22 protein-coding genes are annotated in these 23,942 nt (G+C 67.9%); 6 read left to right on the forward strand and 16 right to left on the reverse strand.

What is annotated here, in order from left to right; all coding sequences use genetic code 11:
- Positions 1-16 precede the first annotated feature (16 nt).
- The gene (locus AZH51_RS07530) at positions 17-871 is read right to left on the reverse strand and encodes a DNA-formamidopyrimidine glycosylase family protein (RefSeq protein WP_291522866.1); all 855 of its coding nucleotides are present in this window, start codon (positions 869-871) and stop codon (positions 17-19) included.
- Positions 864-1,973: an App1 family protein gene (locus AZH51_RS07535; protein WP_291522868.1), complete on the reverse strand. Its 1,110-nt coding sequence runs from the start codon at positions 1,971-1,973 to the stop codon at positions 864-866. Before AZH51_RS07535 ends, AZH51_RS07530 begins: the two co-directional genes overlap by 8 nt.
- Before the next feature lie 48 nt (positions 1,974-2,021).
- Between AZH51_RS07535 and AZH51_RS07540 the strand changes: the two genes are divergently transcribed.
- Positions 2,022-3,302, forward strand: a complete 1,281-nt coding sequence (locus AZH51_RS07540; protein WP_291522869.1) for a hypothetical protein — start codon at positions 2,022-2,024, stop codon at positions 3,300-3,302.
- Between the two features lie 23 nt (positions 3,303-3,325).
- Here the strand turns inward: AZH51_RS07540 and AZH51_RS07545 are convergent, their stop codons facing one another.
- The 6 genes from AZH51_RS07545 to AZH51_RS07570 all read right to left on the reverse strand — a co-directional run bounded on the left by AZH51_RS07545 (position 3,326) and on the right by AZH51_RS07570 (position 9,101).
- Complete coding sequence (locus AZH51_RS07545) at positions 3,326-4,588, reverse strand: MFS transporter (RefSeq protein WP_291522871.1); 1,263 nt, start codon at positions 4,586-4,588, stop codon at positions 3,326-3,328.
- A gap of 94 nt (positions 4,589-4,682) precedes the next feature.
- A complete protein-coding gene (locus tag AZH51_RS07550) occupies positions 4,683-5,141 on the reverse strand; it encodes a MarR family winged helix-turn-helix transcriptional regulator (protein WP_291522873.1) in 459 nt (152 codons plus the stop codon).
- 99 nt (positions 5,142-5,240) lie between these two features.
- Positions 5,241-6,767 carry a long-chain fatty acid--CoA ligase gene (locus AZH51_RS07555; protein ID WP_291522875.1) on the reverse strand — a complete coding sequence of 509 codons (1,527 nt, stop codon included), beginning with the start codon at positions 6,765-6,767 and terminating at the stop codon, positions 5,241-5,243.
- Positions 6,768-6,798: 31 nt separating this feature from the next.
- Positions 6,799-7,221: a DUF2568 domain-containing protein gene (locus AZH51_RS07560; RefSeq protein WP_291522877.1), complete on the reverse strand. Its 423-nt coding sequence runs from the start codon at positions 7,219-7,221 to the stop codon at positions 6,799-6,801.
- Positions 7,222-7,245: 24 nt separating this feature from the next.
- Positions 7,246-8,157: an N-acetylmuramic acid 6-phosphate etherase gene (gene murQ / locus AZH51_RS07565; RefSeq protein ID WP_291522879.1), complete on the reverse strand. Its 912-nt coding sequence runs from the start codon at positions 8,155-8,157 to the stop codon at positions 7,246-7,248.
- Positions 8,154-9,101, reverse strand: a complete 948-nt coding sequence (locus AZH51_RS07570) for a MurR/RpiR family transcriptional regulator (protein ID WP_291522881.1) — start codon at positions 9,099-9,101, stop codon at positions 8,154-8,156. Before AZH51_RS07570 ends, murQ begins: the two co-directional genes overlap by 4 nt.
- A gap of 125 nt (positions 9,102-9,226) precedes the next feature.
- Between AZH51_RS07570 and AZH51_RS07575 the strand changes: the two genes are divergently transcribed.
- The gene (locus AZH51_RS07575) at positions 9,227-10,141 is read left to right on the forward strand and encodes a BadF/BadG/BcrA/BcrD ATPase family protein (protein ID WP_291522883.1); all 915 of its coding nucleotides are present in this window, start codon (positions 9,227-9,229) and stop codon (positions 10,139-10,141) included.
- Positions 10,138-11,292 carry an anhydro-N-acetylmuramic acid kinase gene (locus AZH51_RS07580; RefSeq protein ID WP_291522885.1) on the forward strand — a complete coding sequence of 385 codons (1,155 nt, stop codon included), beginning with the start codon at positions 10,138-10,140 and terminating at the stop codon, positions 11,290-11,292. Before AZH51_RS07575 ends, AZH51_RS07580 begins: the two co-directional genes overlap by 4 nt.
- Here AZH51_RS07580 and AZH51_RS07585 read toward each other — a convergent pair.
- From AZH51_RS07585 to AZH51_RS07595, 3 genes are read right to left on the reverse strand one after another with little or no spacing between them, the layout of a single operon-like run.
- On the reverse strand, positions 11,285-12,703 hold the full coding sequence (locus tag AZH51_RS07585) for a hypothetical protein (RefSeq protein WP_291522887.1): 1,419 nt from the start codon (positions 12,701-12,703) through the stop codon (positions 11,285-11,287). The two genes, AZH51_RS07580 and AZH51_RS07585, sit on opposite strands and share 8 nt — an antisense overlap.
- On the reverse strand, positions 12,700-13,485 hold the full coding sequence (locus AZH51_RS07590) for an ATP-binding cassette domain-containing protein (protein WP_291522889.1): 786 nt from the start codon (positions 13,483-13,485) through the stop codon (positions 12,700-12,702). The genes AZH51_RS07585 and AZH51_RS07590 overlap by 4 nt, the downstream gene beginning before the upstream one ends.
- Positions 13,485-14,312, reverse strand: coding sequence for a CPBP family intramembrane glutamic endopeptidase (locus AZH51_RS07595; RefSeq protein WP_291522891.1), 828 nt, complete (start codon positions 14,310-14,312; stop codon positions 13,485-13,487). The genes AZH51_RS07590 and AZH51_RS07595 overlap by 1 nt, the downstream gene beginning before the upstream one ends.
- An 84-nt stretch (positions 14,313-14,396) precedes the next feature.
- Between AZH51_RS07595 and AZH51_RS07600 the strand changes: the two genes are divergently transcribed.
- Positions 14,397-15,944: an amidohydrolase gene (locus AZH51_RS07600; protein ID WP_291522893.1), complete on the forward strand. Its 1,548-nt coding sequence runs from the start codon at positions 14,397-14,399 to the stop codon at positions 15,942-15,944.
- Positions 15,945-15,995: 51 nt separating this feature from the next.
- On the forward strand, positions 15,996-16,877 hold the full coding sequence (locus AZH51_RS07605) for a polysaccharide deacetylase family protein (RefSeq protein WP_291522895.1): 882 nt from the start codon (positions 15,996-15,998) through the stop codon (positions 16,875-16,877).
- A 6-nt stretch (positions 16,878-16,883) separates the two neighbouring features.
- On the opposite strand, the gene AZH51_RS07610 is transcribed toward AZH51_RS07605, so the two are convergent.
- Complete coding sequence (locus AZH51_RS07610) at positions 16,884-17,441, reverse strand: helix-turn-helix domain-containing protein (protein ID WP_291522897.1); 558 nt, start codon at positions 17,439-17,441, stop codon at positions 16,884-16,886.
- A gap of 59 nt (positions 17,442-17,500) precedes the next feature.
- Between AZH51_RS07610 and AZH51_RS07615 the strand changes: the two genes are divergently transcribed.
- Complete coding sequence (locus tag AZH51_RS07615) at positions 17,501-18,742, forward strand: MFS transporter (RefSeq protein ID WP_291522899.1); 1,242 nt, start codon at positions 17,501-17,503, stop codon at positions 18,740-18,742.
- Here AZH51_RS07615 and AZH51_RS07620 read toward each other — a convergent pair.
- The 4 genes from AZH51_RS07620 to AZH51_RS07635 all read right to left on the reverse strand — a co-directional run bounded on the left by AZH51_RS07620 (position 18,678) and on the right by AZH51_RS07635 (position 23,871).
- The gene (locus AZH51_RS07620; RefSeq protein ID WP_291522901.1) at positions 18,678-19,775 is read right to left on the reverse strand and encodes a DUF475 domain-containing protein; all 1,098 of its coding nucleotides are present in this window, start codon (positions 19,773-19,775) and stop codon (positions 18,678-18,680) included. The genes AZH51_RS07615 and AZH51_RS07620 overlap by 65 nt on opposite strands.
- Complete coding sequence (locus AZH51_RS07625; RefSeq protein WP_291522903.1) at positions 19,772-21,196, reverse strand: toxic anion resistance protein; 1,425 nt, start codon at positions 21,194-21,196, stop codon at positions 19,772-19,774. The genes AZH51_RS07620 and AZH51_RS07625 overlap by 4 nt, the downstream gene beginning before the upstream one ends.
- A gap of 85 nt (positions 21,197-21,281) precedes the next feature.
- Positions 21,282-22,421 (reverse strand): AI-2E family transporter, encoded by a 1,140-nt coding sequence (locus AZH51_RS07630; protein ID WP_291522905.1) that lies wholly within the window; start codon positions 22,419-22,421, stop codon positions 21,282-21,284.
- A gap of 16 nt (positions 22,422-22,437) precedes the next feature.
- Positions 22,438-23,871, reverse strand: coding sequence for an NAD(P)/FAD-dependent oxidoreductase (locus tag AZH51_RS07635; protein WP_291522907.1), 1,434 nt, complete (start codon positions 23,869-23,871; stop codon positions 22,438-22,440).
- Between the last annotated feature and the right edge of the window lie 71 nt (positions 23,872-23,942).

Consider the following 23,942-nt stretch of genomic DNA (forward strand, 5'->3'; position numbering starts at 1 on the left):
GCAACTCGCAATGAATCTACTTGAGCAGCCGCGACATTCGCCGGTCGGCCAGGATCTTGCCACCGGTCTGACAGGTCGGGCAGTACTGCATCGACCGGTCCGCGAACGACACCTCGCGCACCGTGTCACCGCACACCGGGCAGGTCTCGCCGGTGCGGCCGTGCACCTGCATCCCGGCCCGTTTGGCGTCCTTGAGGTCCTTGGCCGGCTTGCCGGAGGCCTCGCCGATCGCCGTCTCCAACGTTGAGCGCAACGCGAGGTAGAGCCGCGAAACCTCCTCCTCCGTCAACGATCCCGCGACCGCGTACGGCGATAGGCGCGCCGTGTGCAGTACCTCGTCGGAGTAGGCGTTGCCGACTCCCGCGATCACCGACTGGTCGCGCAGCAGACCCTTGATCTGCGTACGCCGACCGGCCAGGAGCGCTGCGAAGTCCGGTTCGGTGAGGGACAGGGGCTCAGGTCCCAACGACGCAATGCCCGGGACCTCGGATGGTGACCGCACGACGTACGCCGCGAGTCGTTTCTGGGTTCCCGCCTCGGTCAGGTCGAACCCGGAGCCGTCCTCGAAACGCATCCGCACCGCGATCGGCGACTTGCCCGGCCGGATCATCGCGTTGGACAGCGACTCCGACCAGCGCAGCCACCCCGCGCGGGACAGGTGGAACACGAAGTGGATGCCGTCCGCGTCGATGTCGATGAATTTCCCATGTCGCGCAACGGAAGTCACCAGCAGACCGGACAACGCGGTCACCGGCGGGTCGTAGGTCTTGAGCACACTGAACGAGCCCAACTCCACCCCGGCCACCGCCAACCCCACGACCCGCGACGACAGGAAGTCCACCAGACCCTGCACCTCGGGCAGTTCAGGCATCGCGGTCACCCGCGGAGGACAGGGTGGTCGCGTCGATCCGCGGCGTCACCTGTTCCCACTGCCGCCGGGTCGCGGCCCGCGCGAACTGGAACGCGCCGCGCAACTGCCGGTGCAGGGCGTAGCCGTCCGGCCCCTCGAAGACCATCACCCGCACCGGTCGACCGGTGACGTCGTCGTGGGTCAGCGGGTGGCCGTGCGACAGCACCTTCTGGGTCACCGTCAGTTTGCGGATCGCGATGCCGGCGACGTGATCCGGTTGTTCGAGGGTGAACTCCTCATAGATCTTCGGATCGTTCTGACCGTCGTCTCCGACGAGAAGCCATGACACCTGGGGGAATTCGCTGGCCAAGCGGCGCAGGGTGGAACGCTTGTGGGCCTGTCCGCTGCGGAACCAGGAATCCTCTGTCGGACCCCAGTCGGTCAGCAGCATCGGTCCGGCCGGGAAGCCGTGCCGACCCAGGAAGCGGCGCAGGATGGGTTCGTTGTTCCAGGCCCCGGTCGACAGATAGATCACCGGTGCGTCAGGTTCACGGGCCCGCAGCGCACGGTAGAGCGCCGCCATGCCGGGCACCGCGCGGCGAGCGGTCTCCACCAGCACGAACGAGTTCCAGGCCGCGATCATCGGCCGCGGCAGCGAGGTCACCAGGCAGGTGTCGTCGATATCGCTGACGATCCCGAAGCGAACATCGTCGCCGATGATCTGCAGGGTCACTTTCTGCACGACCCCATCGGTTTCGATGGTCGCTTCCTGCCAGCCGTCGGACAGGCCATGGCCCTCGACCATCAGGTCGAAGTAGCCGCCGCGATCGGTCATGGCGGTCACGCTGGCGTCCCCCACGCGCACCGCCACCTCGACCTCGGCCAGCGGTGCCGTGAAATAGGCCCAGTAGCCGCGCCGACCGTCGGGATGTTCCTGCGCCTTGTCGTGGTTGGGATCCCCCGGGCGGCTCAGCACGACCCGGCCCAGCACCCGCGCGAACCGCGGGCTGCCGTACCCCACATAGCCCAGAATGCGCGTGCTCCAGCCCCGACCGGCCAGCCGCCCTGCCAGCCAGTCGTTCAGCGCGTCTTCGGCACGCGCAGCCAGATGCCTCTCGGACATGGGCACAGCCTATGCGCCGACCCGCCCGGGCACATCTATCCTGACGCGGTGGTGAGTGACCCCCAGGCTGGTCTGAGCCGGCGGGGACTGCTCGCGGGCACGGTCGGGGTCGCCGGTGTCCTGGGCGCGACCCAGTGGTGGCTCACCGAGCATCCGGGGCCGATGTCGCTGCTGTCGGAGACGATCGCCTGGGCGCGCCCCGGCCACCGGGCGTTCGTGCAGGACCCCGCGGACGTCGTACCTTCCTCCCGGGTCCTGGCTGACGCCACGTCGCGGACCGAACTGCTCGCCGGTGAGCAGGACTGGCGGGACGCCGCGCCCCCCTGGCTTCGGCAGGGCCCGTGGGCCTCACTCGCCGACGGCGCGATGCTCGATCTGCGGGTGCTGACTCTCGGGTTGCCGGCGACCGCTGCCGGCTGGTCCCAGCGCTGGCGTTACGTGTGGCCGCGCGATGCGAGTACGGCGGCCGTTGCCCTGGCCACGATCGGCCAGCCCGCGGCGGCGCTGGCGAATCTGTCCTATTTGCAACGGGTTCAGAGTCCCGACGGCTGGTTCCAGGCCCGCTACGACCCGCTGACCGGTCACCCGCCGGACGACCGCACGCGCCAGTTGGACGGCGCGGGTTGGGCCTTGTGGGCGACCGATCAGGTACGCCGAGTGCTCACCTCGGGTGCGGACCAGGCGGTGACGTCGTTGGCTGACCTGGTGCGTCGCAGCACCGCGCTCATCCTCCAGATCACGGATCACGGCTACCAGTTGCCACCGGCCGGTCCGGACTACTGGGAAGTGAGCGAGCGGGTCGTCACTCTCGGCACGGTCGCGATGCTGGCCGCGGGACTGGAAGCGGCCACCCACCTGCTGCCGATCATCGGCGAGGAAGCCTCGACGGCGGCGCTGGCGGCCCGGCAGTTGCAGGAACTCATCGGGGGTCGCTTCGACGGATTCCCCCGGCACGCGGACGGTGATGACCCCGATGTCTCCGTCGCGTTCACCATGCCCCCGTTCCGCGAGGCGCCGGCCGCCGGCTCGCTGGAGGCACTCCTCGCGCTGGAACCGCGGATCCGGCGGCCCGCAGGTGGTCTTGCTCCCGGTGTCGGCTGGCGCGACGACGGGATCAGCTGGACCCCGGAGACGGCACTGGTGGCGTTGGCCTACGCGGCTGCGGGTGAAGGCAACCACGCGGCGTACCTGCTCAATTGGCTCCAGGATCACCGGACATCGGCCGGCTCGTTGCCCGAGAAAGTCCTCTCGACAGGGGCGCCGGCCTCCGTCGCGCCGCTGTCCTGGACCGCTTCCCTGGTTCTGCTGGCCATCTCCCACCTGACCTGACCTGCCTACCGAACCCGTATGGCTCACATCTCGTCGGCAGTGGTCAGCAGTTCGGCTTCCTCGATGGAGTCGCGCTCCAGGGCGCCGTGGTTGGGCTCCTCGTCGATGTGCGCGAACAGCGGGCGCCACACGATCAGCACACCCATGCCGAGAAGCACCATGACCGCGCCCAGCCAGAACGGGGCGTGCGGGTTGATCTGCTCACCCAGCTTTCCCGCCAGGTACGGCGCGATCGAGCCGCCGAGGAACCGCACGAAGCTGTAGGCCGCAGAGGCGACCGGGCGCTCCACGGGAGCTGCCTTCATCACGGTCTCGGTGACCAGCGTGTTGTTGATGCCCAGGAAGATGCCGGCGATGACGACGCACGCGATGACGACCGGCTTGGACGAGGTGGCCAGGGCCATGATCGCCAGGATCAGTGCGAAGCAGAACAGCGCACCCGTGACGGAGTTCATCGTGCCGAAGCGGGCCTGCAGTTTCGGCGCCACGAACACCGAGCTGACCGCCAGCATGATGCCCCAGCCGAAGAAGATGAAGCCGACCTGGATGGCGGTCATGTTGAGGGTGAACGGGGTCCACGCCAACAGGGTGAAGAAGCCGAAGTTGTAGAGCAGGGCGGTGATGCCGACGGTCCGCAGGGCACCGTGCCTCAGGGCCCGCAGCGGTTCCATCACGGAGGTGTGGTGATCTGGCTTGGGCGTCGACGGCAGGAGGAATCCGGTGACCAGCATCGCGATGACCATCAGCACGGAGACGCCGAAGAACGGGCCGCGCCAGGAGATCTCACCGAGCAGTCCACCGATCAGCGGACCAGCCGCGATGCCCAGCCCCAGGGCCGCTTCGTAGAGCAGGATTGACTGAGCGACCGAGCCCCGGGCGGCACCCACGATGGCCGCCAGCGCGGTGGCCACGAACAGCGCGTTGCCCAGACCCCAGATGGCCCGCCAACCGATGATCTGGTTGATCGTGCTGGAGGAGCCGGCGAGGAACGAGCCCACGACGATGATGCCCAGACCCAGCAGCAGCGTCTTCTTGGCACCGATCCGGCTGGAGACGGCGCCGGTGATCAGCATCGCGAAGGCCATGACGACCAGGTAGCTGGTGAACAGTAGCGACACCTGTGACGGCGAGGCGTGCAGCTGCTCGGCGATCGGCGCCAGGATCGGGTCGACCAGGCCGATACCCATGAAGGCGATGACCGAGGCGAACGCCACGGCCCAGACGGCCTTGGGCTGTTTCCACATCGACTCCTTCGCGGGAGCCGGAACGGTGACTGCGTGTTCCATATTGTTCCTTTGTGTATCTATATATATGGGCGGAGGACGCCGCCTTGAACTTTTCTTCTGGACCTCAGGGCGTCAAAAAGGTAGGCGGGGACAGCTAGTCGCCATCGACCGCCGACACCATCCGGTCGATCGCGCCGATCGCGGTGTTGATGGCCGTGACCTCTTCCGGTGTGAGCGACGCTAACGCGGGACCGAGCGCGACCCGGCGGGCTCGGCGTACTTCCTCGAGCGCCGCACTGCCTTCCGGGGTGATCTCGATCAGCGCCACCCGGGCGTCGGAGGGATCCGAGCGCCGCTGGACCAGACCAGCCCCTTCGAGCCGCTGTACCTGGATGGTCATCGTCGGTTGGCTGGAGTGGTCAGCCACCGCCAGCTCCCCGATCCGTGCGGGGCCGGCTTCGTTGATCAGCGCCAGCAACCGGGCCTGCGCCGGCGGGGTGTCGAACTCGGCCTGACGAGTGGCCCAGCGGTTCAGTCGGGCGACGGAGGACAGCAGCCGAGAACCTACGTCGGCCACGGAGGGGTCGATCGCGACGGCATCGGGGGCGTTCATGCCGACCATATTACATAGCTAGGCTATGGTTCGTCAACACTGAGCGCCCCGACCCTGCGTGGTCGGGGCGCTCAGTCGCGAAGCCGCTATAGCAATGTTCTACACGCCTGCGCTCTGGTTCGCCTCGGTTTGCGCGGAATCCTCAGCCAACGTGCGCAGTTCGCGCTTCAGGATCTTGCCGGTGGCACCCTTGGGCAGTTCGCCGATGAACTCGATCACCCGCGGGTACTTGTAGGCGGCGACCCGCTCCTTGATCCATTCCCGCAACGTGTCCACGTCCAGGTCGGCACCTTCGGTCGGCACGACGTACGCCGCCACTTCCTCCCCGTAGTGCTCGTGAGCGATACCGATCACGGCCGCCTCGGCCACCTGCGGGTGCTCGTAGATCACTTCCTCGATCTCGCGCGGGTAGACGTTGTAGCCGCCACGGATGATCATGTCCTTGGCCCGGTCGACGATGTAGTAGTAACCGTCCTCGTCCTTGTTGGCCAGGTCGCCACTGAAGAACCAGCCGTCCCGGATCGCCTCAGCGGTCGCGTCGGGACGGTTCCAGTAGCCCTTCATGATGTTGTGGCCCTTGATGGCGATCTCGCCGATCTCACCGGCCGGGGTGTCCGAGCCGTCGGACTGGGCCAGCCGCATCTCGACGCCCTCGATGGGAGTGCCGATCGATCCGGGCTTGCGCTCGGCGTTCGGGTGGTTGAACGAGGCGACCGGTGAGGTCTCCGAAAGTCCATAGCCCTCAAGGATTTTCGCACCGAAGCGGTCCTCGAACTTGCGCATCACCTCGACCGGCATGGACGAACCACCCGAGCAGCAGGTCCGCAGCGAGGAGACGTCGACGTCCGGCATCGAGGCACCCGCCATCAGCATCGCGTTGTACATCGTGGGCACACCGGCGAAGATCGTTGCCTTGTCGCGCTCCAGGATCTGCAACGCCTTGGCCGGCTCGAAGCGCGGGATCAGCGTCAGCGTCGCTCCCTTGGCGATCGAGGTGTTCATCGAGCAGGTCAGACCGAAGACGTGGAAGAGCGGCAGGCAACCGAAGACCACGTCATCGGGCCCGAGCTGGATGAGGGTGCGGGCGACCACCTCCTGGTTGGTGTTCAGGTTGGCGTGGGTCAGCTCCGCGCCCTTGGGCCGCCCGGTGGTGCCGGAGGTGTAGAGGATGACCGCAGTGTCGTCGTCGGCGCGGTCGACGATGTCCGCCTTCGGCTCGTGCTGCGGAAGCAGCGACAGCAGCGAGGTCGGGTCGGTCTCGAAGAACTTCACCCCGGCCTGCTCGGCGCCCACGGCGGCGTCGCCGGGCATGCCGAAGAGCAGCGAGACGCCCGCATCGCTCAGGTAGTACTCGACCTCGCGCGGCTTGAAGAGCGGGTTCATGGGTACGACGATCGCCCCGGCCTGCAGCGCGCCGTAGAAGATCACCGGGAAGGTGGGCAGGTTGGGCTGGGAGAGGGCAATCCGGTCGCCCGGCTTGATTCCCTCGGACTCCAGATAGGTAGCCAGCCGTCCGGCGGCGTCCTTGAGAGCGGCGTACGTCAACTCGAAGTCGTCCAGCTTGATGGCGACGTTGTCGGGGTACGCGGCGGCGGAAGTGTGCAGGTTCGCGGCGAGATTGGTCATACTCCACGGTAACTGGGAAGTGTTGCCCGCGTCACACGGGTTGGTACAACCGCCGCACCATCAGGGCCGCGACGGCCCCGGCCAGCGGGATGCCGACGGCGGGCAGACCTGCCACCAGCCAGCCTGCGACACCGATCACCATCCAGCCGTACTCCAGTAGCAGCCCCCAGCCGCCGCGCCGGCGATGCGCCGCGTGCTCAGCCCCCCACAGACCCCAGACGACGGCCATCAGCGCGATGGCGGCTGTGGCCGCGAGGAGCCCCGGAGCGCTCAGATCGCTCCACGCCCCGTTGACCCGACGTAGTGCCGCAACGCTGACACCGCTGTAGACGCCCATCTCGACCAGGAAATACGCCGCGTCCCAGCCCGATACCGGGCGGGCGGCCGCCGGTCGTGACTCATGGGTACGGGCCTCCCGCAAGGCACGACGGGAGACCGGTACGTCAGTCGTCACAGGGGAAACTCCAAGGTTCGAGCGTCAGTCGATCGCGCCTGCGACGATACCTTCCGCCGCATCCAGCCGACGCATCGCATCGGGCACGCTGAGGCCACCGCGCAGCATCACGATCGCCACCTTCGCACTGCCCCCGGCGGCGTCGATCGCCGCCCGGGCGGTGTCGGTGTCGACCCCGCTCACCTGCGCCACGATCCGGCCGGCGCGATCGGCGAGTTTGGCGTTACTCGCCCGCATATCGACCATCAGGTTGCGGTAGGTCTTGCCGATCCTGACCATCGCGACGGTCGACAACATGTTGCAGACCATCTTCTGCGCAGTGCCCGCCTTGAGCCGGGTCGAGCCGGTCAGTACCTCCGGTCCCGTGTCCACTTCGATGGCCACGTCGGCGAGATGACTGATCGCCGCACCGCGGTTGCACGCCACCGACACCGTGGCACTGCCCCGCTCCCGGGCCCGGCGCAGCGCGCCCAGCACGTACGGCGTGCGACCGCTGGCCGCCAACCCCACCAGAACATCGTGTTCGCCGAGGTCCACCAGATCCACATCTCGTGCCCCCGCGGACTCGTCGTCCTCCGCGCCCTCCACGGCTTGCAGGAAGGCACCGGGCCCACCCGCCAGGAGGGCGATCACCTGCTCGGGATCGGTGTCGAAGGTCGGCGGACATTCCACCGCGTCGAGCAGGCCGAGCCGGCCGCTGGTGCCTGCTCCGGCGTAGATCAACCGACCGCCGGAGCCGAGGGCGGCAGCGACCTGATCCGCGGCCCGCGCGATGTCGGCAAGGACAGCGTGGACGGCGGTCGCCACCGTCGCGTCCTCGGCGTTCATCAGGTCGACCATCTGCCGGGTGCTCATGGAATCAAGCTGCGCCGATGCCGGATTGGCCTGCTCGGTGCGCAAACCGCCGAGCGCCAATTCGGGCGGCAGGCCGCTCACGGCAGCCCGCTCGACGACGATCGGGGATGGCGACGTTGCCCGCGCCGGTTGGCCGACCGTCGGGAGTCAACAGCATCGAAGGTCCGGCTCAGCGCGTCGGTGGTCTCCGCCAGTTGGGTGCGTGCCACACCGACGAAGAGGATGTCGATGACCGCCAGTTGCGCCGTGCGGCTTGCGGTGGCGCCGGACCGGAACACGGTTTCGCGCGCCACCGTCGTGAGCACGATGTCCGCGAGGGAGGCCACCGTGCTACTGGGGAAGTTCGTGACCGCGATCGTGGTCGCGCCACGTTCACCGGCCAGCCGCAGCGGTTCGATCGTGTCGACGGTCTCCCCGGAGTGGGAAACACCGATAAACACGTCACCGACCCCGGCGAGCGCGGCCGCCGTTGCGGCGGCGTGAAAGTCCTCCCAGCAGAAGGCAATCCGACCGGAGCGATGCAACTTGGCCGCGAGATCACGAGCGACACCACCACTGGCGCCCATCCCGATCACATCGGTCCGTCGCGCGGCAGCGACGGCATCGACCGCCGACTGCACAGCGGCCAGGTCCAGGTGCTCGGCGGTCTCCTGCAGCGCTCGCACTTCGTGATGAATGATCGTGTTGACCACGTCCGCGAGCGGCGAGTCCGCGTTGAGGTCCTCCGGTGGTCGGCGACTGGGGGCACTCAACGCCCGTTCGCGGGCCGCGCCGGCCGCGAGCGCGAGCCGCAACTGGGGGTATCCCCCGAAGCCCGTCGACCGGCTGAACCGGGCGACGGTCGCCACCGACGTGCCCGCCTGGTGCGCGAGTTCGGTGATCGAAAGACCCGCTGCTCCGGCGGGATCGTTGAGCACGACCTCGGCGACCCGGTGTTCGGCCGGTTGCAGGGCGGGCAACGCCGATCGCAAACGCACCAAGACATCGGAGGACGGGTCCGACTGGGTGTCCGTGTGAGTCGCCATCGCACTCCTTGCAGTTCCGCCGGGAAAAGACATCGCAGGGGGCCCGGATGCGGCCACGATAGTGCACTCATGGCAATAAATGGCGTTAGCCGCCCGTCGACGGAAAAAATTGCCATACTCAAGACGTGACCGCGGCCAACCAAAACCAGACTAGCCCCGCACTCCTGGTGGACCTGGGCAAAACCAAAACAGCTGCCGCGGTGTCGTTGCCGGACGGATCACGCCGCGATCTGCCCACTGGCCCCGGTGCTGCCGGATTGAGCCAACCGGACGGGTTGTCGGACGCGGTCGCGGCCATCGCGCAGGTGGCGCCACCGGATGCGGTGGCCGCCGTGGCCGTCGGCGCCGCCGGAGCGCTGGCTGCCCCGGAACGAAGGGCACAGCTGGCCGGCGAGTTGACCGCCGTGACCGGTGCGGCCAGCAGCGTCGTAACCAGCGATGCCATCACGGCCCACCTCGGCGCCCTGGGTGGCCAGGCGGGGGTGGTCCTGATCGCCGGCACCGGAGCCGTGGCGGTGGCCGTGACCCGTGCGGGCGCCGTGCACATCTGCGACGGTGCCGGGCCGCAACTGGGCGATCGTGGCAGTGGCGGATGGCTCGGGCGGGCCGCCCTGGACTTGATGTCCGAGGGTCAGGCGCAGGCCGGCGTACGTGCGGTCGTGCAGACCACCCTGGGTGCCGACTGGCCCGCAGTGGCGGCCCGCACGGATGCCGCGGCCGCCGCCGAACGCGGGCGGTTGGTGCCCGGCCTCGCCGAACTCTGGCGTGAGGGGGACGCCCAGGCCGCCGGGTTGTTCGACCGGGCCGCCAACGAGTTGGCGGCGACCGTGCGGGACGCGATCGGGTACGACGATGCGCACCAGGTCGCGCTGCTCGGAGGCCTGGGCGGGCTGGGTCCGCGGTTCGTGGATCTCCTGGGCGCCAGAGTCCCCGGCGTGACGTGGCTAAGCCCGAAGGGCGATGCCCTCGACGGTGCGGCCCTGCTGCTGACCCACCACGATCTGCCGCACGAAACCGTGGTCAGCCGGAGCGTCGCATGATCGTCGCTGGCAGCATCTCGGGGACCTCCATCGACGGGATCGACGTCGCGGTCGCGGAACTGAGCGGTATCGAGACCGGCACCATCACCCTGCGACCGATCCACGCCACCACGCACGCCTGGTCCGACGGGGTGCGCGAACGTCTGCTGGCCGCTCTACCGCCCGCGCCGTGTGATGCGCAGGAACTATGCGAGCTGGACGTGCTGTGCGGCCAGGAGATCGGCGCAGCGGTCGCGGCCACACTCCACGCAGCGGCGGTCGATGCGGAGCTGGTCGTCAGCCACGGACAGACGATCTTCCACTGGGTCCGCGCCAACGGCGTGGCGATGGGCTGCATCCAACTGGGCCAACCGGCGCACATCGTGCAGGCCACCGGTCTTCCCGTGGTCTCTGACCTGCGCAACCGGGACATCGCCGCAGGCGGCCAGGGCGCCCCGCTGGCGGGAACCCTGGACGGCCTTCTGCTGCGCTCGCTGCCGCCCGGTTCGGCGCTGCTGAACCTGGGCGGGATCGCCAATGTGACCGTGTTGCAGGGTGATTCAGTCCTGGCCTTTGATACCGGGCCGGCGAGCTGCCTCATCGACCTGGCCGTGCAGGAACGCACCGGCGAGGCCTACGACCGTGACGGATTCCTGGCGACCACCGGGGTCGTGGACATTCTGGCCCTGACCGGTCTGCTCAACGATCCCTACTTCTCCCTCGAGCCGCCCAAGTCCACCGGGCGGGAGCATTTCGACCGGGAGTACGTCGCAGAGCATCTGGCCGGACTGACTCCGCTCAGCGACTCCGACCTGGTCGCGACGCTGACCGAATTCACGGCGATCACCGTCGCGGATTCCGTGCGGCCGTTCGGGATCAGCCGGTTGTACGCCTCCGGGGGTGGCGCGCACAATCCGGCGATGCTGGCCCGGATCGAGCACCATCTGGGGGCACCGGTCGGCACCACCGATGAGTTGGGGCTCGACCCGGACAGTAAGGAGGGCTATCTGATGGCGCTCCTGGGCTACCTGACCTGGCACGGGGTGCCGGGTGTCCTGCCCGGGATGACCGGCTCCGCGATGCCCCGGGTTCTGGGCCGGATCAGCCCGGGAGACAGACCATTACGGCTCCCCGAGCCGGTGGCACCGCCGGTCCGGCTGACGATTACTTAGCCTTCTTGGCCTTCTCCGCGGCGCGCTCCTGGGCCTGCGCCGCCGCCTGCTCGAAGATCGATTCCTTCAGCCGCGCGGGTGCGTAGCGGCTGGCTGCCCGCTGCCAGCCGATCAGCACCACGAACGCACCGGCTGCCACCGCGATGGTGGGACCGAGGTGGGCCAGGAAGGCGGAGATCACGACCACGATCGCCGGGTGCGCCATCCACAGTGCAGCGCCTCCGCCGCCGGCACCGGTGGACATGCCGATCAGCGCCGACGGTGGGCTGGCTTTGTGCGCCGACAGCAGCTGACCACCGATCACCGTCAGAGTCAGGGCGAGAGCATGCGACACCGCGAGCGCCGGCGCGGCGCCACTGAGCAGGCCCGTGGCCAGCGACACCACGAGGTCCACGATCGCGAGCGGGCCCAGGTGCAGGATGGTCTGCTCCTGCCAGGACAGCCCCAGGATCGAGGGCACTCCCGCGCCGTCCGCCTGGGCCTGGTGACCCCGGGTCAGGCCGGTGGCCGACAGATGGGCCAGCAGGTAGAAGACGGGCAGGACCAGCGGGGACGGCGCGTGCAGGACGACCGCGAGACTGCCGGTGATGATCGCCGCGAGGTGCGCGACCAACCAGGCCAGGCTGGCGGTACCGGTCCGTCGCAGCCCGGCCAGGTCGGCGCGCAGGATGGTGGCGCGCGGTCCGGAGACCGCGATCCGCTCGGGCCGGTGGCTCAGGCGCAGTTGGAACACCTGGGTGCGGGCCCGGCGCGAGTCCCCGGCGGTCAGCGACATCGTGACGCTCTCGGACAGCAACGACTGCTGCAACACCGCCTGGGCGGGCAACTCCTCCAGCAACGCGGACGTACGCCGAGTGCCCACCGGGCCGTGTCCGGCCACCTGACCGGCGAGCCAGGCCCGCAGGATCCCGGCGGCGGCGATCGCACCCAGCACGATCCCGACCGGGATCACGGCCGGGGTCACGTTGGCCAGGGTCATCCCGATCGGTACCGCGGCGCCGAGGCCGAGGCAGGTGGCGACGACCACGATGACGCTGCCGCGCCAGGAGTTGCGCAGGGTCATCGACCGCGGCAGATCGGTGCGCACGATCGTCTCGATGAATCCGGGCTCGGGCACGGCCGGCCCCCGAGTGCGGCCCGCACGCCATGCGACCAGGATGGCGAGCGCGATCACCACGATCGGGATCAGCGTGGCGATCACCGGGTTCTGGTGCACGAAGGTCAGGGTCTGCGGCCACTGGGTGAAGACGTAGTGCATCAGCACCGAGCCGTAGATGACACCGACCAGACCCAGCACGTACGCGGCGAACAGGGATCCGGACAGCGGATTGCCCTCACCCTTGAGCCGGAACTCGTAGGCGTCGGCCAGGCGGTGCTTGTCCTCGCGCAGTTCCTCGGCGCTGAGGGTCATTTGCTGCCGCCCTGCGGGAAGCGTTCGATCCGGGTGGCGACGCTCTCGGCCATCACCGGGTCGTGACAGACCCACACGATCGAGGAGCCCTGCTTACGGCGCTCGTCGAGGACCTCGGCCAGCATCGCGCGGCGTCCGGCGTCCAGGCGCTGCTCCGGCTCGTCCAGGACCAACAACGCGCTCGGGCGCAGCAACGCCATCGCGAGTTCGGCCAACTGCCGCTGTCCCGAAGACACCTCCGACAGGTACCGGTTGGCGAGGGAGAGGATGTCGAGGCGGTTCAGCACAGCAGCGATCCGGTCGCCGGCGCCCGCGCGGTCCCCGCCCCAGGTCTGGTCGACCAGGATCAGGTGGTCGGCGATCGTCATATCGCGGAATCCGGCGATCGGGCCGATCAAACTGGAGATGACCCGGCGGTTCGCCGGGTCGCGCTCGTCGACGGGCCGACCGTCGCGGGTGACCGTGCCGCCACTGGGTTCGAGGTTGCCGCTCAGCACCCGCAAGAACGTGGTCTTACCCGCACCGTTCTCACCGAGGATCGCGACGTTCTCCCCGGGCCGCACCCGCATGCTGGTGGGCGGAAGCATCACGTTCTCGCCGACCTTGCAGGTCACGTCCTTGGCGACGAACTCGGTGAAGGTCGGGGGGTGGGCGACGTTGGTGCCGCCGGGGAGCGCGGGCGTCTTGGGGGTAGGCGCGCTGGGCGTGCCGCCGGGCGCGGCAGCCTTCTTGGGTGGCGTCTGCGCCGGACCCTTCTGTGCCGGACCCTTCTTGCGCGCCATCAGAGCCAGCCCACCGAGTTGTGCAGTAATGCGTATCCCACGAACGCCACGGTATCCAGGATTGTGTGCGCGACCACCATCGGCAGCACGCGGCGTACCCGCAGATAGACCAGCCCGAAGACCAGGCCCATGATCAGATTCCCCAGGAACCCGCCGAAGCCCTGGTAGAGGTGATAGCTGCCGCGGACCACTGCGGAGGTGATCAGCACGACCGGCAGTCGCCACCCCGCCTGCGTCCAGCGGGTGAACAGATACCCCAGCATGATCACTTCTTCGACGATCGCGTTCTGCGCCGCCGAAGCGATCAGCACCGGCCAGGACCACCAGGTGTCCCCCAGGCCGGAGGCGACCACGGTGGTGTTGAAACCCAGGTCGCGGGCGATCACGTAGAGCGCCAGACCCGGGATCCCGATGCACGCGGCCAGCAGCGCGCCCAGCGACAGGTCGAACTTGGGCCGGGTCAGGTCGAACCCGAGATACCGCGTCGCGCTGGTCATCTCGCGGCCGAGCAGGTGGATCACCAGGATCGCCGGCACCAGGGCCAGACCGATCCCCACCACCTGATAGATGAAGTCGAGCCACTGCTGCTGGGCCTGGGAGGTGTTCAGGGACGAACTCTGCTGGTTCAGGCTGGTGTTGGTCTGAGCCGCCACCACCAGTCGGCGGATGATCGACAGCAGGCTGTAGATCGCCGAGGCGCCCAGGCTGAGCAACAGCACCAGCACGGTCTCGGTGTTCAGTTGGCGCCGGGTGAGGGGCGTCGCGGGCACACTCATCGGCGTACGCCACAGGTCTGCCACCCCGGCCAGGCGCTCGCGGATCGTCACGGTGTATCAGCCTAGGTGCGCCGGGTGGCCGTCCTGCGAGTTCTCACGCCAACCTGGCCTGCGGACGCCTCTTACAGTAGGTCCGTGCCCACGCTCTACCGCCACCCCCGCATCTGGACCGGTGACCCGCACCAACCCTGGGTGACGAGCCTGCTGGTCGACGGCGAACGCATCGTGTCGTCCGGTGACGTCGACGAAACCATCGACCTACCAGGGGAATTGGTCATCCCGGGGTTGCATGACGCGCACATCCACACCGGGTGGATGGCCCGCTCCATGGCGGACGTGGACCTGCGGCCGACGCGATCCCTGGACGAGGCGCTGGCCCGGATCGAAGCGCATGCGGCCGCTCGCCCGGCCGGTGAGTGGCTGTTCGGCGGCTGGTGGGACATGAACCTGTGGAGCCCGAGCGTGTGGCCGGACCGGTGGGCGGTCGACGCCGTCAGCGGCGACCACCCGGTCGCCCTCTCCAGCCGCGACGGTCACTCCATGTGGGCCAATTCCGCTGCACTGCAAGCAGTTGGCATCACCCGTGAGACTCCCGACCCGGAGGGCGGCGCGATCGATCGTACGCCGGACGGCGAGCCCACCGGCCTGCTACGGGAAGCCGCCGGGCGTGGGTTGGAGGCACTGCAGACCACCGATCTCGGCGGTGACCTGACCGTGCTGCTGCCGCGGCTGCAGGAGCACCTGTTGTCGCTGGGGGTCACCGCGGTGACCGATATCGACGGCGAGGACGTGCGGGCGGCCTATCTGGCGATGGCTGCTGCGGGGACTCTCGACATCCGGGTCGTGAAGTGCCTACCCGTGACCGCGCTCGACGTGGCGATCGCCGACGGTCGTCGTTCCGGGGACGGTGACGACTGGGTGCGCACCGGACCGATGAAGATCTTCAGCGACGGCGCGCTGGGCTCGCACAGTTGCGACATGCACCACGGGTTCCACGGCGACGAGGACAACCAGGGCATCGAGGTCACTGACTCAGATGCATTGTGGGAGTTGGCTTCTCGGGCGACATCGCACGGCATCGCGGTGACGACCCACGCGATCGGTGACCGGGCCAACACCCGCGTCCTGGACGTCTATGAACGCCTCCGCGGCAACGGAGTCGGCCTGCCGCTACGGATCGAGCACGCCCAGCACGTCGCACCCGCGGATGTCGCACGCTTCGCCGCTTTGGACGTCATCGCCTCCGTCCAACCGACCCACGCCACCAGCGACATGGACCTGGCGGACGATCTGCTGCGCGGTCACGACGTGCTGCAGTACCCCACCCGGACCCTGCTCGACGCCGGAGCCCTCGTGGCCTTCGGGACCGATGCGCCGGTTGAGTTGCCTGACCCGCTGGCGACGCTCTATGCGGCCGTCACCCGGCAGCGACCCGATGGGACTCCGAGCGGCGGTTGGCACCCAGAGGAACGAGTCACGCTGGAGCAGGCGATCAGAGCACATACGACCGGATCGTGGCTGGCCGCAGGGGGATTCACCGCTGCCGGTCAGCTGGTGCCGGGTCAACTCGCGGACTTTGTGGCGGTCGACACCGACCTGTTCGCCGCGGACTCACCGATCGCGATCAGCCAGGCACGCGCCGTACGCACAGTGGTCGGCGGCGTCACCCGCTGGTCCGGGTAACCGACGCGTAGAGTCAGGGTTCCTTCAGGTGCGGCTCCTACCGTCACAGGCGTGGATATCGCCCGGCGGTCGGTGCTGATCGGCTCCGTTGCAGCAGTCGCCAGCAGTGTGGCGGCGTGCTCGTCGGCCACGCGCTCCGTGCCCCAACCGACGACCGCACCCTCGTCAACTCAGCCGTCGGCCACCCCAACAGCCAGCAACCTGCTCGAGCTGCGCAGCCGCACGGAAACGGTGGCGAAGTTCGAGGGGCAGAAGCCCACGTACTGGGGGTTCTACGCACCCGGCGTCCTGACGAAGTTCCCCACCGACGGTGCGGGCAAGGACGCGGTTGCGCTCACCTTCGACGCGTGCGGCGGCAAGGTCCTGCGCTACAACGCCGACCTGATCGCGGCGTTGCGCAAGCACGAGGCGAAGGCCACCCTGATGATCGCGATGCAGTGGGCGCAGCACAATCCGAAGATCTTCAAGGAACTGCTGAACGACCCGCTCTTCGAGATCGGGAACCACGGCACCCGGCACGTGCCGTTGTCGGTCACTGGCCGATCGGCGTACGGCGATCCGGGCACCCGCAACGTCGGGGAGGTCTGGGACGAGCTCGCCGGCAACTTCCATTACATGGCTGACACGTGGGGCCATCGGCCGCGTTTCATGCGGGCGGGGACCGCCTACACCGACGACGTTGCCTCTCGCGCAGCGGATTTCGCCGGTCAGCAGCTGATCAGTTTCGAGACCAACGGCGACGCGGGGGCCACCTTTCCGGCCGACGTCGTCTACCAGCAGGTGAAGGCTGCGCCTGCCGGTGCCATCGTGATCGGGCACATGAACCGGCCCCAGTCAGGTACGGCGCCCGGTTACGACCGCGCGATCCCCGCCCTGAAGGCGCGCGGGCTGAAGTTCGTGCAGCTCAGCGAAGTGCTCCCCGCCGCCACCTGACAGCGCTCATCCCGCGCCCGGTTCGGACGTTGCTGCGAAGAACACCTGCACCGCCCGCGCACCCTCGACGCGGGGCTGCCCCTTACGCCGGCGTTTCTCGTACGGCGCCAGCCACTCCTCGAGTCTGCCCGCCAACTCGTCCAGTTCCTCAGGCGTCAGCAACGCAGCGCTCTCGATGAGCCGCACGTCGCCGCCCTTAACGGAACCACGATCGACCGCTGTCGCGAGCCGGTCGAGATGCTGTGCGGCGAACGCTCGCCGCTCCCGCGGCGCCGACTCGGTCTGGAACGAAATGCTGCGTGCTGCGAGGCGCCAGGGGTGCTCGCGCCCGTCGCCGGTGGGCTCGATGCGCTCGACGATGCCCCACTTCTCCAACGCCCGCAGGTGATAACTCATCGCTGATGGGGAGATGCCGACCTGCGCAGCAGCCTGGGTCGCAGTGAGCTGATCTTCGGTCCCGAGCACGTCCAGCAGCTGCCGGCGAACGCCGTGAGCCAGCACCCGATACGCCTTCGGGTCGGTCAGCACCAGTTCGTCGGACCGTTCTCGCGCCTGCCTGGCCATGAAACAAGTCTTTCACACTCCCTTGCCGCCGATCATTGCGAAGCACTACTTTCATATTTATGAAGCAGTTATTTCGCAATCGGGACGTGGCCGTCATGCTCATCGGGCGGACGACCAGCGTCCTGGGCGATGCCGTCCTCGATGTGGTCCTCCTGCTGCACGTCCACGACAGCGGGCAGGGCGAATTCGCGGTCGCCGCTCTGATGGCCTGCGAAGCGCTGCCCCTCGTGCTGTTGATGACGTGGGCGGGACGGATCGCCGACCGCTTCGATTCGCGGACCGTCCTGCTCGCGGTCACCTCAGCCCAGGCGGCGCTGTGCCTCGGGTTGCTCTGGGCGCCGCACCTCGCCGTACTCCTCCTGCTCGTGCTGCTCATCCAGTCCGCCCAGGCGATCGGGATGGCCACCTGGTCCGGACTCGGGCCGCGCCTGGTCGCGCCCGACGACCTGGGCCGGCTGATCTCCGCGGTCCAGGGCCTGGGGGTGGGCGCTCAACTGGCAGGTACGGCGATCGGTCCCGTCCTGCTCTCCCTCGCCGGGGTGCGGCTCACCGTAATCATCGACGCTGCGACCTTCTTATTGCTCGCGGTCGCAGTCCTGGCCATCCGCACCCGGCGACACATCGGGGCCACGATGGAGGCGAGCCACGGCGTACGCCTCGACCTGTTGAGGCGGGATCCACGCATCTGGGTGTTCGTGCTCACCCTGCCCGTGGTGGTGCTCTTCCTGGTCGGCGGCAACGTGCTCGACGTGTTCCTGGTGCGCGACGAATTGCACGTCCCCGCAGAGTGGTTCGGCGTGTCGACGGTTGCGTGGGGTGTCGGGGCGATCAGTGGAGCAGTGGTTGCCGCCCGCCTGCCGGACGACCGTTCGCGATTCATCGCCCTCCCCGTGGCACTGGCCGCGATCGGCGTATTCGGCACCGGCACCGGCCTCGCGCCGACGTTCGCGATCTACCTCGCCTGCGGGGTCGGGATAGGAGTCGCCAACGCCGTCCTCAACGCAGCGTTCGGGACCGTCCTCATGGCTGGCACGCCCGACGAGGACCGCGGCAAGGTGTCGGCCGCGATGAACGGCATCACCCAGACCGCTGCGCTCCTCGGGTTGCCGCTGGGACCCGTCCTGGGCAATCTGCTCGGTGTCCGCGAGGCACTGGTCGCGATGGGCGTGGTCACCGTGCTGCTCGCAGCAGTCCTCGCGGTTCGCCTGACCCGAGCCAGTGAGACAACCGGCGGGGTCAGATCGTCACATGCTCATCCGACGGCGGAGCCATCGCCTGGCGCCGCGCGATCACCGAATTGATGATCGCCGCGATGATGAAGGAGATCCCCACCGCTCCGATCACGAATTCGCCCAGGTGCCAATGGATCGACAGTAGCAGCATGATCGCGAGCGCCCCGATGGCCCAGTGCGCTCCGTGTTCGAGGTATTTGTACTCACCCAACGTGCCGTTGTCGACCAGGAAGACCGTCATGGACCGCACGTAGAGCGCGCCCACGCCGAGACCGAGCATGATGATCAGCGGATCGGGGGTCACCGCGAACGCACCGATGACACCGTCGAAGCTGAAGGTGGCGTCCAGCACCTCCAGGAACATGAACATCGAGAACGCCGCTTTGCCCGCGAGCAGCACGGTGTGCCCGGCGGAACGGTCAGCCGCCTCCAACTCCGCGGTTCGCGCCGCGTCACGTTCCTGCAGGACCGAGGACAGACCGCTGACCAGCAGATAGATCACGATCCCCAGCAGGCCCGAGAACAACACCGTCGCATCCTCGTCGGCAGGCACGAGGAACTGGGACACCAGCAGCAGGACGATTCCCGCCACCGCGACGGACAGCGTCGAGAGCCGGCCCAGCTTCTGCAGCGGTCGCTCGATCCAGGACAGCCAGGTGATCTCTCGCGACCCGTCGAAGAGGAAGTCCAGGAACAGCAGCAGCAGGAACATCCCGCCGAACGCCGCGATCGCAGGATGCGCGTCGTTCAGCAGATCGGCATAGCTGCCCTCCTGGTCGACCGAACCCTTCTGCAGCGCAAGGTCGATCGCCTCCAGCGGCGTCACACCCCCGGAGAGGCAGACGATCACGAACGGGAAGATCAACCGCATCCCGAAGACGGCAATCAGGATGCCGACGGTCAGGAACATCCGTCGCCAGAAGTGATTCAGCCGCACGAGGTACTTCGCGTTGACCGCGGCGTTGTCGAAGGAGAAGACGATCTCCACCAGGATCAACACCGCGGTCAGGTAGACCCCGGCCCACGAGTCGTAGAGGAAGGCGATGACCAGCACCGCGAGGGTGATGATCAGGTCAATGCGAAAGTGCTTGAGCGCCTTCACGAATCAATCTGCGGGGTGTTCCCCGCAGACGACGTCGGCAGGCTGTCCCCGCTCTGCCGCATCGAGCGCTCCATGTACGGCTTGGACCGTTCGATCTGATTCTGCAGCGCGCCGATGGTCTGCTGCATGTTCTGCGCGGCCTGCACCCGGAAGGTGTCGATCTCGTCCATCGCCTGGAACACGTTGTCGAACGCCTTCTCCAGTCGATCGACCTCGATCGTGCTGCTGGCGGCCTGCTCCTGGATCTGCACGCCCTGGGTCTTCAGCTGCTCCGAGGTCGCCTCGATCATCGAGGAGGTCGTGGCGTTCAGCGCGGAGATCTGGTCCAGCACCAGCTTCTGCTGACCCAACGCCTGCGAGGTGATGACCGCCGTACGCAATGCCGACAGGGTCGTCGTCTGCGCCCGGTCCACACCGCGGATGAGCTCCAGGTTGTTCTTGCGCACCAGGTCCAGCGCGAGGTAGCCCTGCACCGACACCGCCATCTGGGTGGCGATGTCCTGGCGGCGCTGCCGCACGGCGAACAGCACGTCCGACTGCATGATCCGGGAGTCGTCGGTGCGACCGGCCGCGTCGAGCTCGGCGACCTTGCGCTGCACTTCACCATCCAGCGCAGTGGCGAGCTGGTTGTACTCGCCGAGCTTCTGCATCGTGGTCCACATGTTGGTGCGCTCGACGTCGATCGAGGCGTTGTCCTTGCGCAACTCGTCCTGACCGGAGGCCAGCGACCGGGTGATGTCATCGAGCTGGGACTGGGCCGACTGGTACTTGGCGAAGTAGTGGTCCACCTTGTTGCCGCCAGGCAGCCACTTCAGCAGCTTCTTCACCCCGGTCAGGTCGGCGCGGTGCGGGTCGAGATCGGTGACGGTGTTGCGCAGGTCGGTAAGGGTCTTGGCGACCTTGCCCTGTGGTGAATCCTTGTCCATCCGCACCGAGGGACGGTCCAGCATCCGGTTGGACACCGCAGACGAACGGCGAATGTCACTGTCGCCCATCAGGATGATCGAGTTCACCTTCTCGGTAAAGGCCGGTGACTGCATGTCGACGCTGGCGAGATCCTCGACGAACGCCTTGGCGCGCGCTTCGATCTTGGCCTGCTCCTCACTCGAGACCGGAACGGCCTGCACCGCTTGGTGTTCCTCGACGACGGCCACGGCATCCGGCGGGTTCAGCACCAGGGCGGTGGAGTTGACCGGAGCGACCGCGGGAATGACCGGAGCCGGCGTGGGCTCGACCGTGGCCACCGGGGCGGCAGGCGCAGCAGCAGGTGCAGCAGCCGGGGCGGGCGCTGCGACCGGTGCCGACTCAGCAGCGGGAGCGGCCGGGGCGGACTCAGCGGCCGGTGCCGATGCGGCAGGTACGGCGCTCGCCGACTCCGCGGGCTCGTCAGGTGTGGGGGCGTCAAGATCGAGATTGGACATCAGGTTCCTCCTAGCGCGCCCTCGTCGGCGCTGTTCGACTGGCACCACTCTAGAGAAGGCGTGGGTTGACTGTCTCGGCCAACGATTACGCAGTGGCTGCGGGTTCCCCGGTGTCCTGGCCTTCTTCCTGGGCCACGAGTGAAGCCACCTCGGCCTGCGTCTCGTCGGTGACCGGGTACTTCGTCTTGTAGATCTCGGTCAGGGCCACGCAGGTCGCTCCGATCGGCACCCCGAGGAGTGCGCCGGCGACGCCGAACAGTTGGCCACCGAGGACTGCCGCACCGAAGGAGACCGCCGGGTGCAGATCGACGGCTCTCGCCGAGATGTTCGGCTCGATCGTGAGGTTCTCGATCTGCTGGTAGATCAGCGCATACGCCAGCACCCACACACCGTTGATCCAATGCCCTGAGGTAAGACCGACGATGACCGGCAGGATGATCGAGATGTAGGTACCGACGTTCGGCACGAACTGCGCGACCAGACCGGTCCACAGGGCCAGCGGCAACCAGTACGGAAGGTCGATCAGGTAGAACGCGATGGCACTACACGCGGAGTTGATCGCCGCGAGCACCACCCGCGCAGCCATGTAGCCACCGACCTTGATCTTCATGATGTCCCACGCGGCCAGGAACGGGACCTGGCGATGCGGCTTCATCCGGGTGGCGCACCACATCCGCAACTGCGGCATCGAAGCCGAGATGTAGAAGGCGAAGAAAGCCAGCACGAACAGCCCGAGGAACCCCGACACGATCGATGCGATCAGTCCGAGTACGCCGCCCGCGACGTTCTGGGCGTATCCCGCCAGATCCGTGTTGGACAGATCCAGGTTCTTCAGCAACGTGTCGCTGGACATCGAGGAACCGGTGATCTTGTTCCACCACGTGAGGACGTTGTCGGTGATCGAGGGGACGGCCTTGATCAGCGAAACCAACTGGTCGATGAACAGATTGCCGAAGACCAGGATGAAGGCGACGACACAGATGGCCGCGATCACCATGACGAGACCGGTCGCGACCCCGCGGCGCATCCGCTGGCTCAGTTTGGCGACCGCTGGCTCCATCGCGAGCGCCACAAACCAGGCAATGACCACGTTGATGATCAGCCCGGAGCCACGCCAGACGATCAGACCGACCAGCGTGCACAGCAGCGCGATGCCGACCACCAACCAGGCCCGCCGCCAGAACGGCCGGTCCGATTCGTCCGACAACACTTTCAAATCGGCCATACATGCAACCTAGAGGTCAACCCCGCACGGTTTCCAACAGTCTCAGCCACACTTCGCTGACCGTCGGGTAGGAGGGTACGGCGTGCCACAACCGCGCCAGCGGCACTTGCCCCACGATCGCAATGGTCGCGGCGTGCACCAGCTCGGCGACGTCCGGTCCGGCGAAGGTGGCCCCGACGATCACGTCACCGTCAATGATCAGTCGCGCCTGTCCGGTGTAACCGTCACCCTGCAGGGACGCGCCCGCCACATTCGCCAGGTCATAGTCGACGATCCGCGCATCCGGTGCCTGCGCCGAGGTGAGGCCGACAGCAGCAACCTGAGGTGTGGTGAAAACGACCTGCGGCACGATCCCGTCGTCGGCCAGATCCCGGAACTCGTCACCGTCGAGTGGCGCTCCGGTGGCACGGGCGGCGATCACCGCACCGGCGATCCGACCCTGGTACTTGCCCATGTGGGTCAGCAGTGCTTTGCCGTTGACGTCACCCACCGCGTAGAGCCACGGCTTGCCCGGGACGGTGAGGTGTTCGTCGACCCGTAGGTAGCCGTGGTCCGTGCTCACGCCGACTGCGTCGAGGGCCAGGTCCGCAGTGGCGGGTGCCCGCCCGGCAGCCACCAGGATCTCGTCCACCTCGACCTGCCGATCGGCGTACGTGATGGTCACGGGGCCGCCGTGCACGTGCCCGACGCCGGTCTGGCGGGCGTCGGGGCGGCTCACGGAATCGATCGAGGAGTTGAGGACGACCTCAATTCCCTTGTCCCGCAGGCCTTTTAGCACCAACTCGGAAGCGAACGGTTCAACCCGCTCAAGGGGCCGGTTGCTGCGGCCGATCAGCGTGACGTCCGCGCCCAGGGCCGCCAGCCAGGTCGCCGCCTCGCAGGCGACAACGCCGAGTCCGAGGATCGCGATCCGGCCCGGCACCTCGTGCAGGTTGGTCGCGTCGCGGGAGGTCCAGGGGTACGCCGCGCGCAGACCGGGCAGGTCCGGCACCACCGCGGTCGTGCCGGTGGCGATGATCACCGCGTGCCGGGCGCGCACGGTGTGCTGGTTGCCGTCGCTGTCGGTGATCGTGACGGAGCGTTCGCCGCTGAGTCGGGCGCTGCCGCGCAGAACGTGGATCCCGGCATCCTCAGCCCACTTCACCTGACCGGAATCGTTGAGATGAGAAGTGAAGTCATCGCGTCGCTCGAGCGTCCTGGCCAGGTCCGGGTGCACGTCGCCGATCAGCGGCAGGGCGTGGGCTGCGTCGGTCACCTCCACCGGTCGCAGCAGCGCTTTGCTGGGCATGCACGCCCAGTAAGAACACTCGCCGCCGACCAGTTCGCGTTCGATCAGCACGGCGGTCCGGTCGCTGCCCTGGATCGCGTACTGCGCGGCGTTCTCACCGGCGGGTCCACCGCCGATCACGACCACGTCGTAGTCCTCGTGCGGGGCCGGTTCAGCAGTCATACGTCAACGCTAGGGCTCGCGGGCCGCCACCACCGACTTTGGGAGGCGTTGACCCTCAGCCGCCGGTTTTG

This window comes from Branchiibius sp. NY16-3462-2 (assembly GCF_001594145.1).
Classification (GTDB): Bacteria; Actinomycetota; Actinomycetes; order Actinomycetales; family Dermatophilaceae; genus Branchiibius.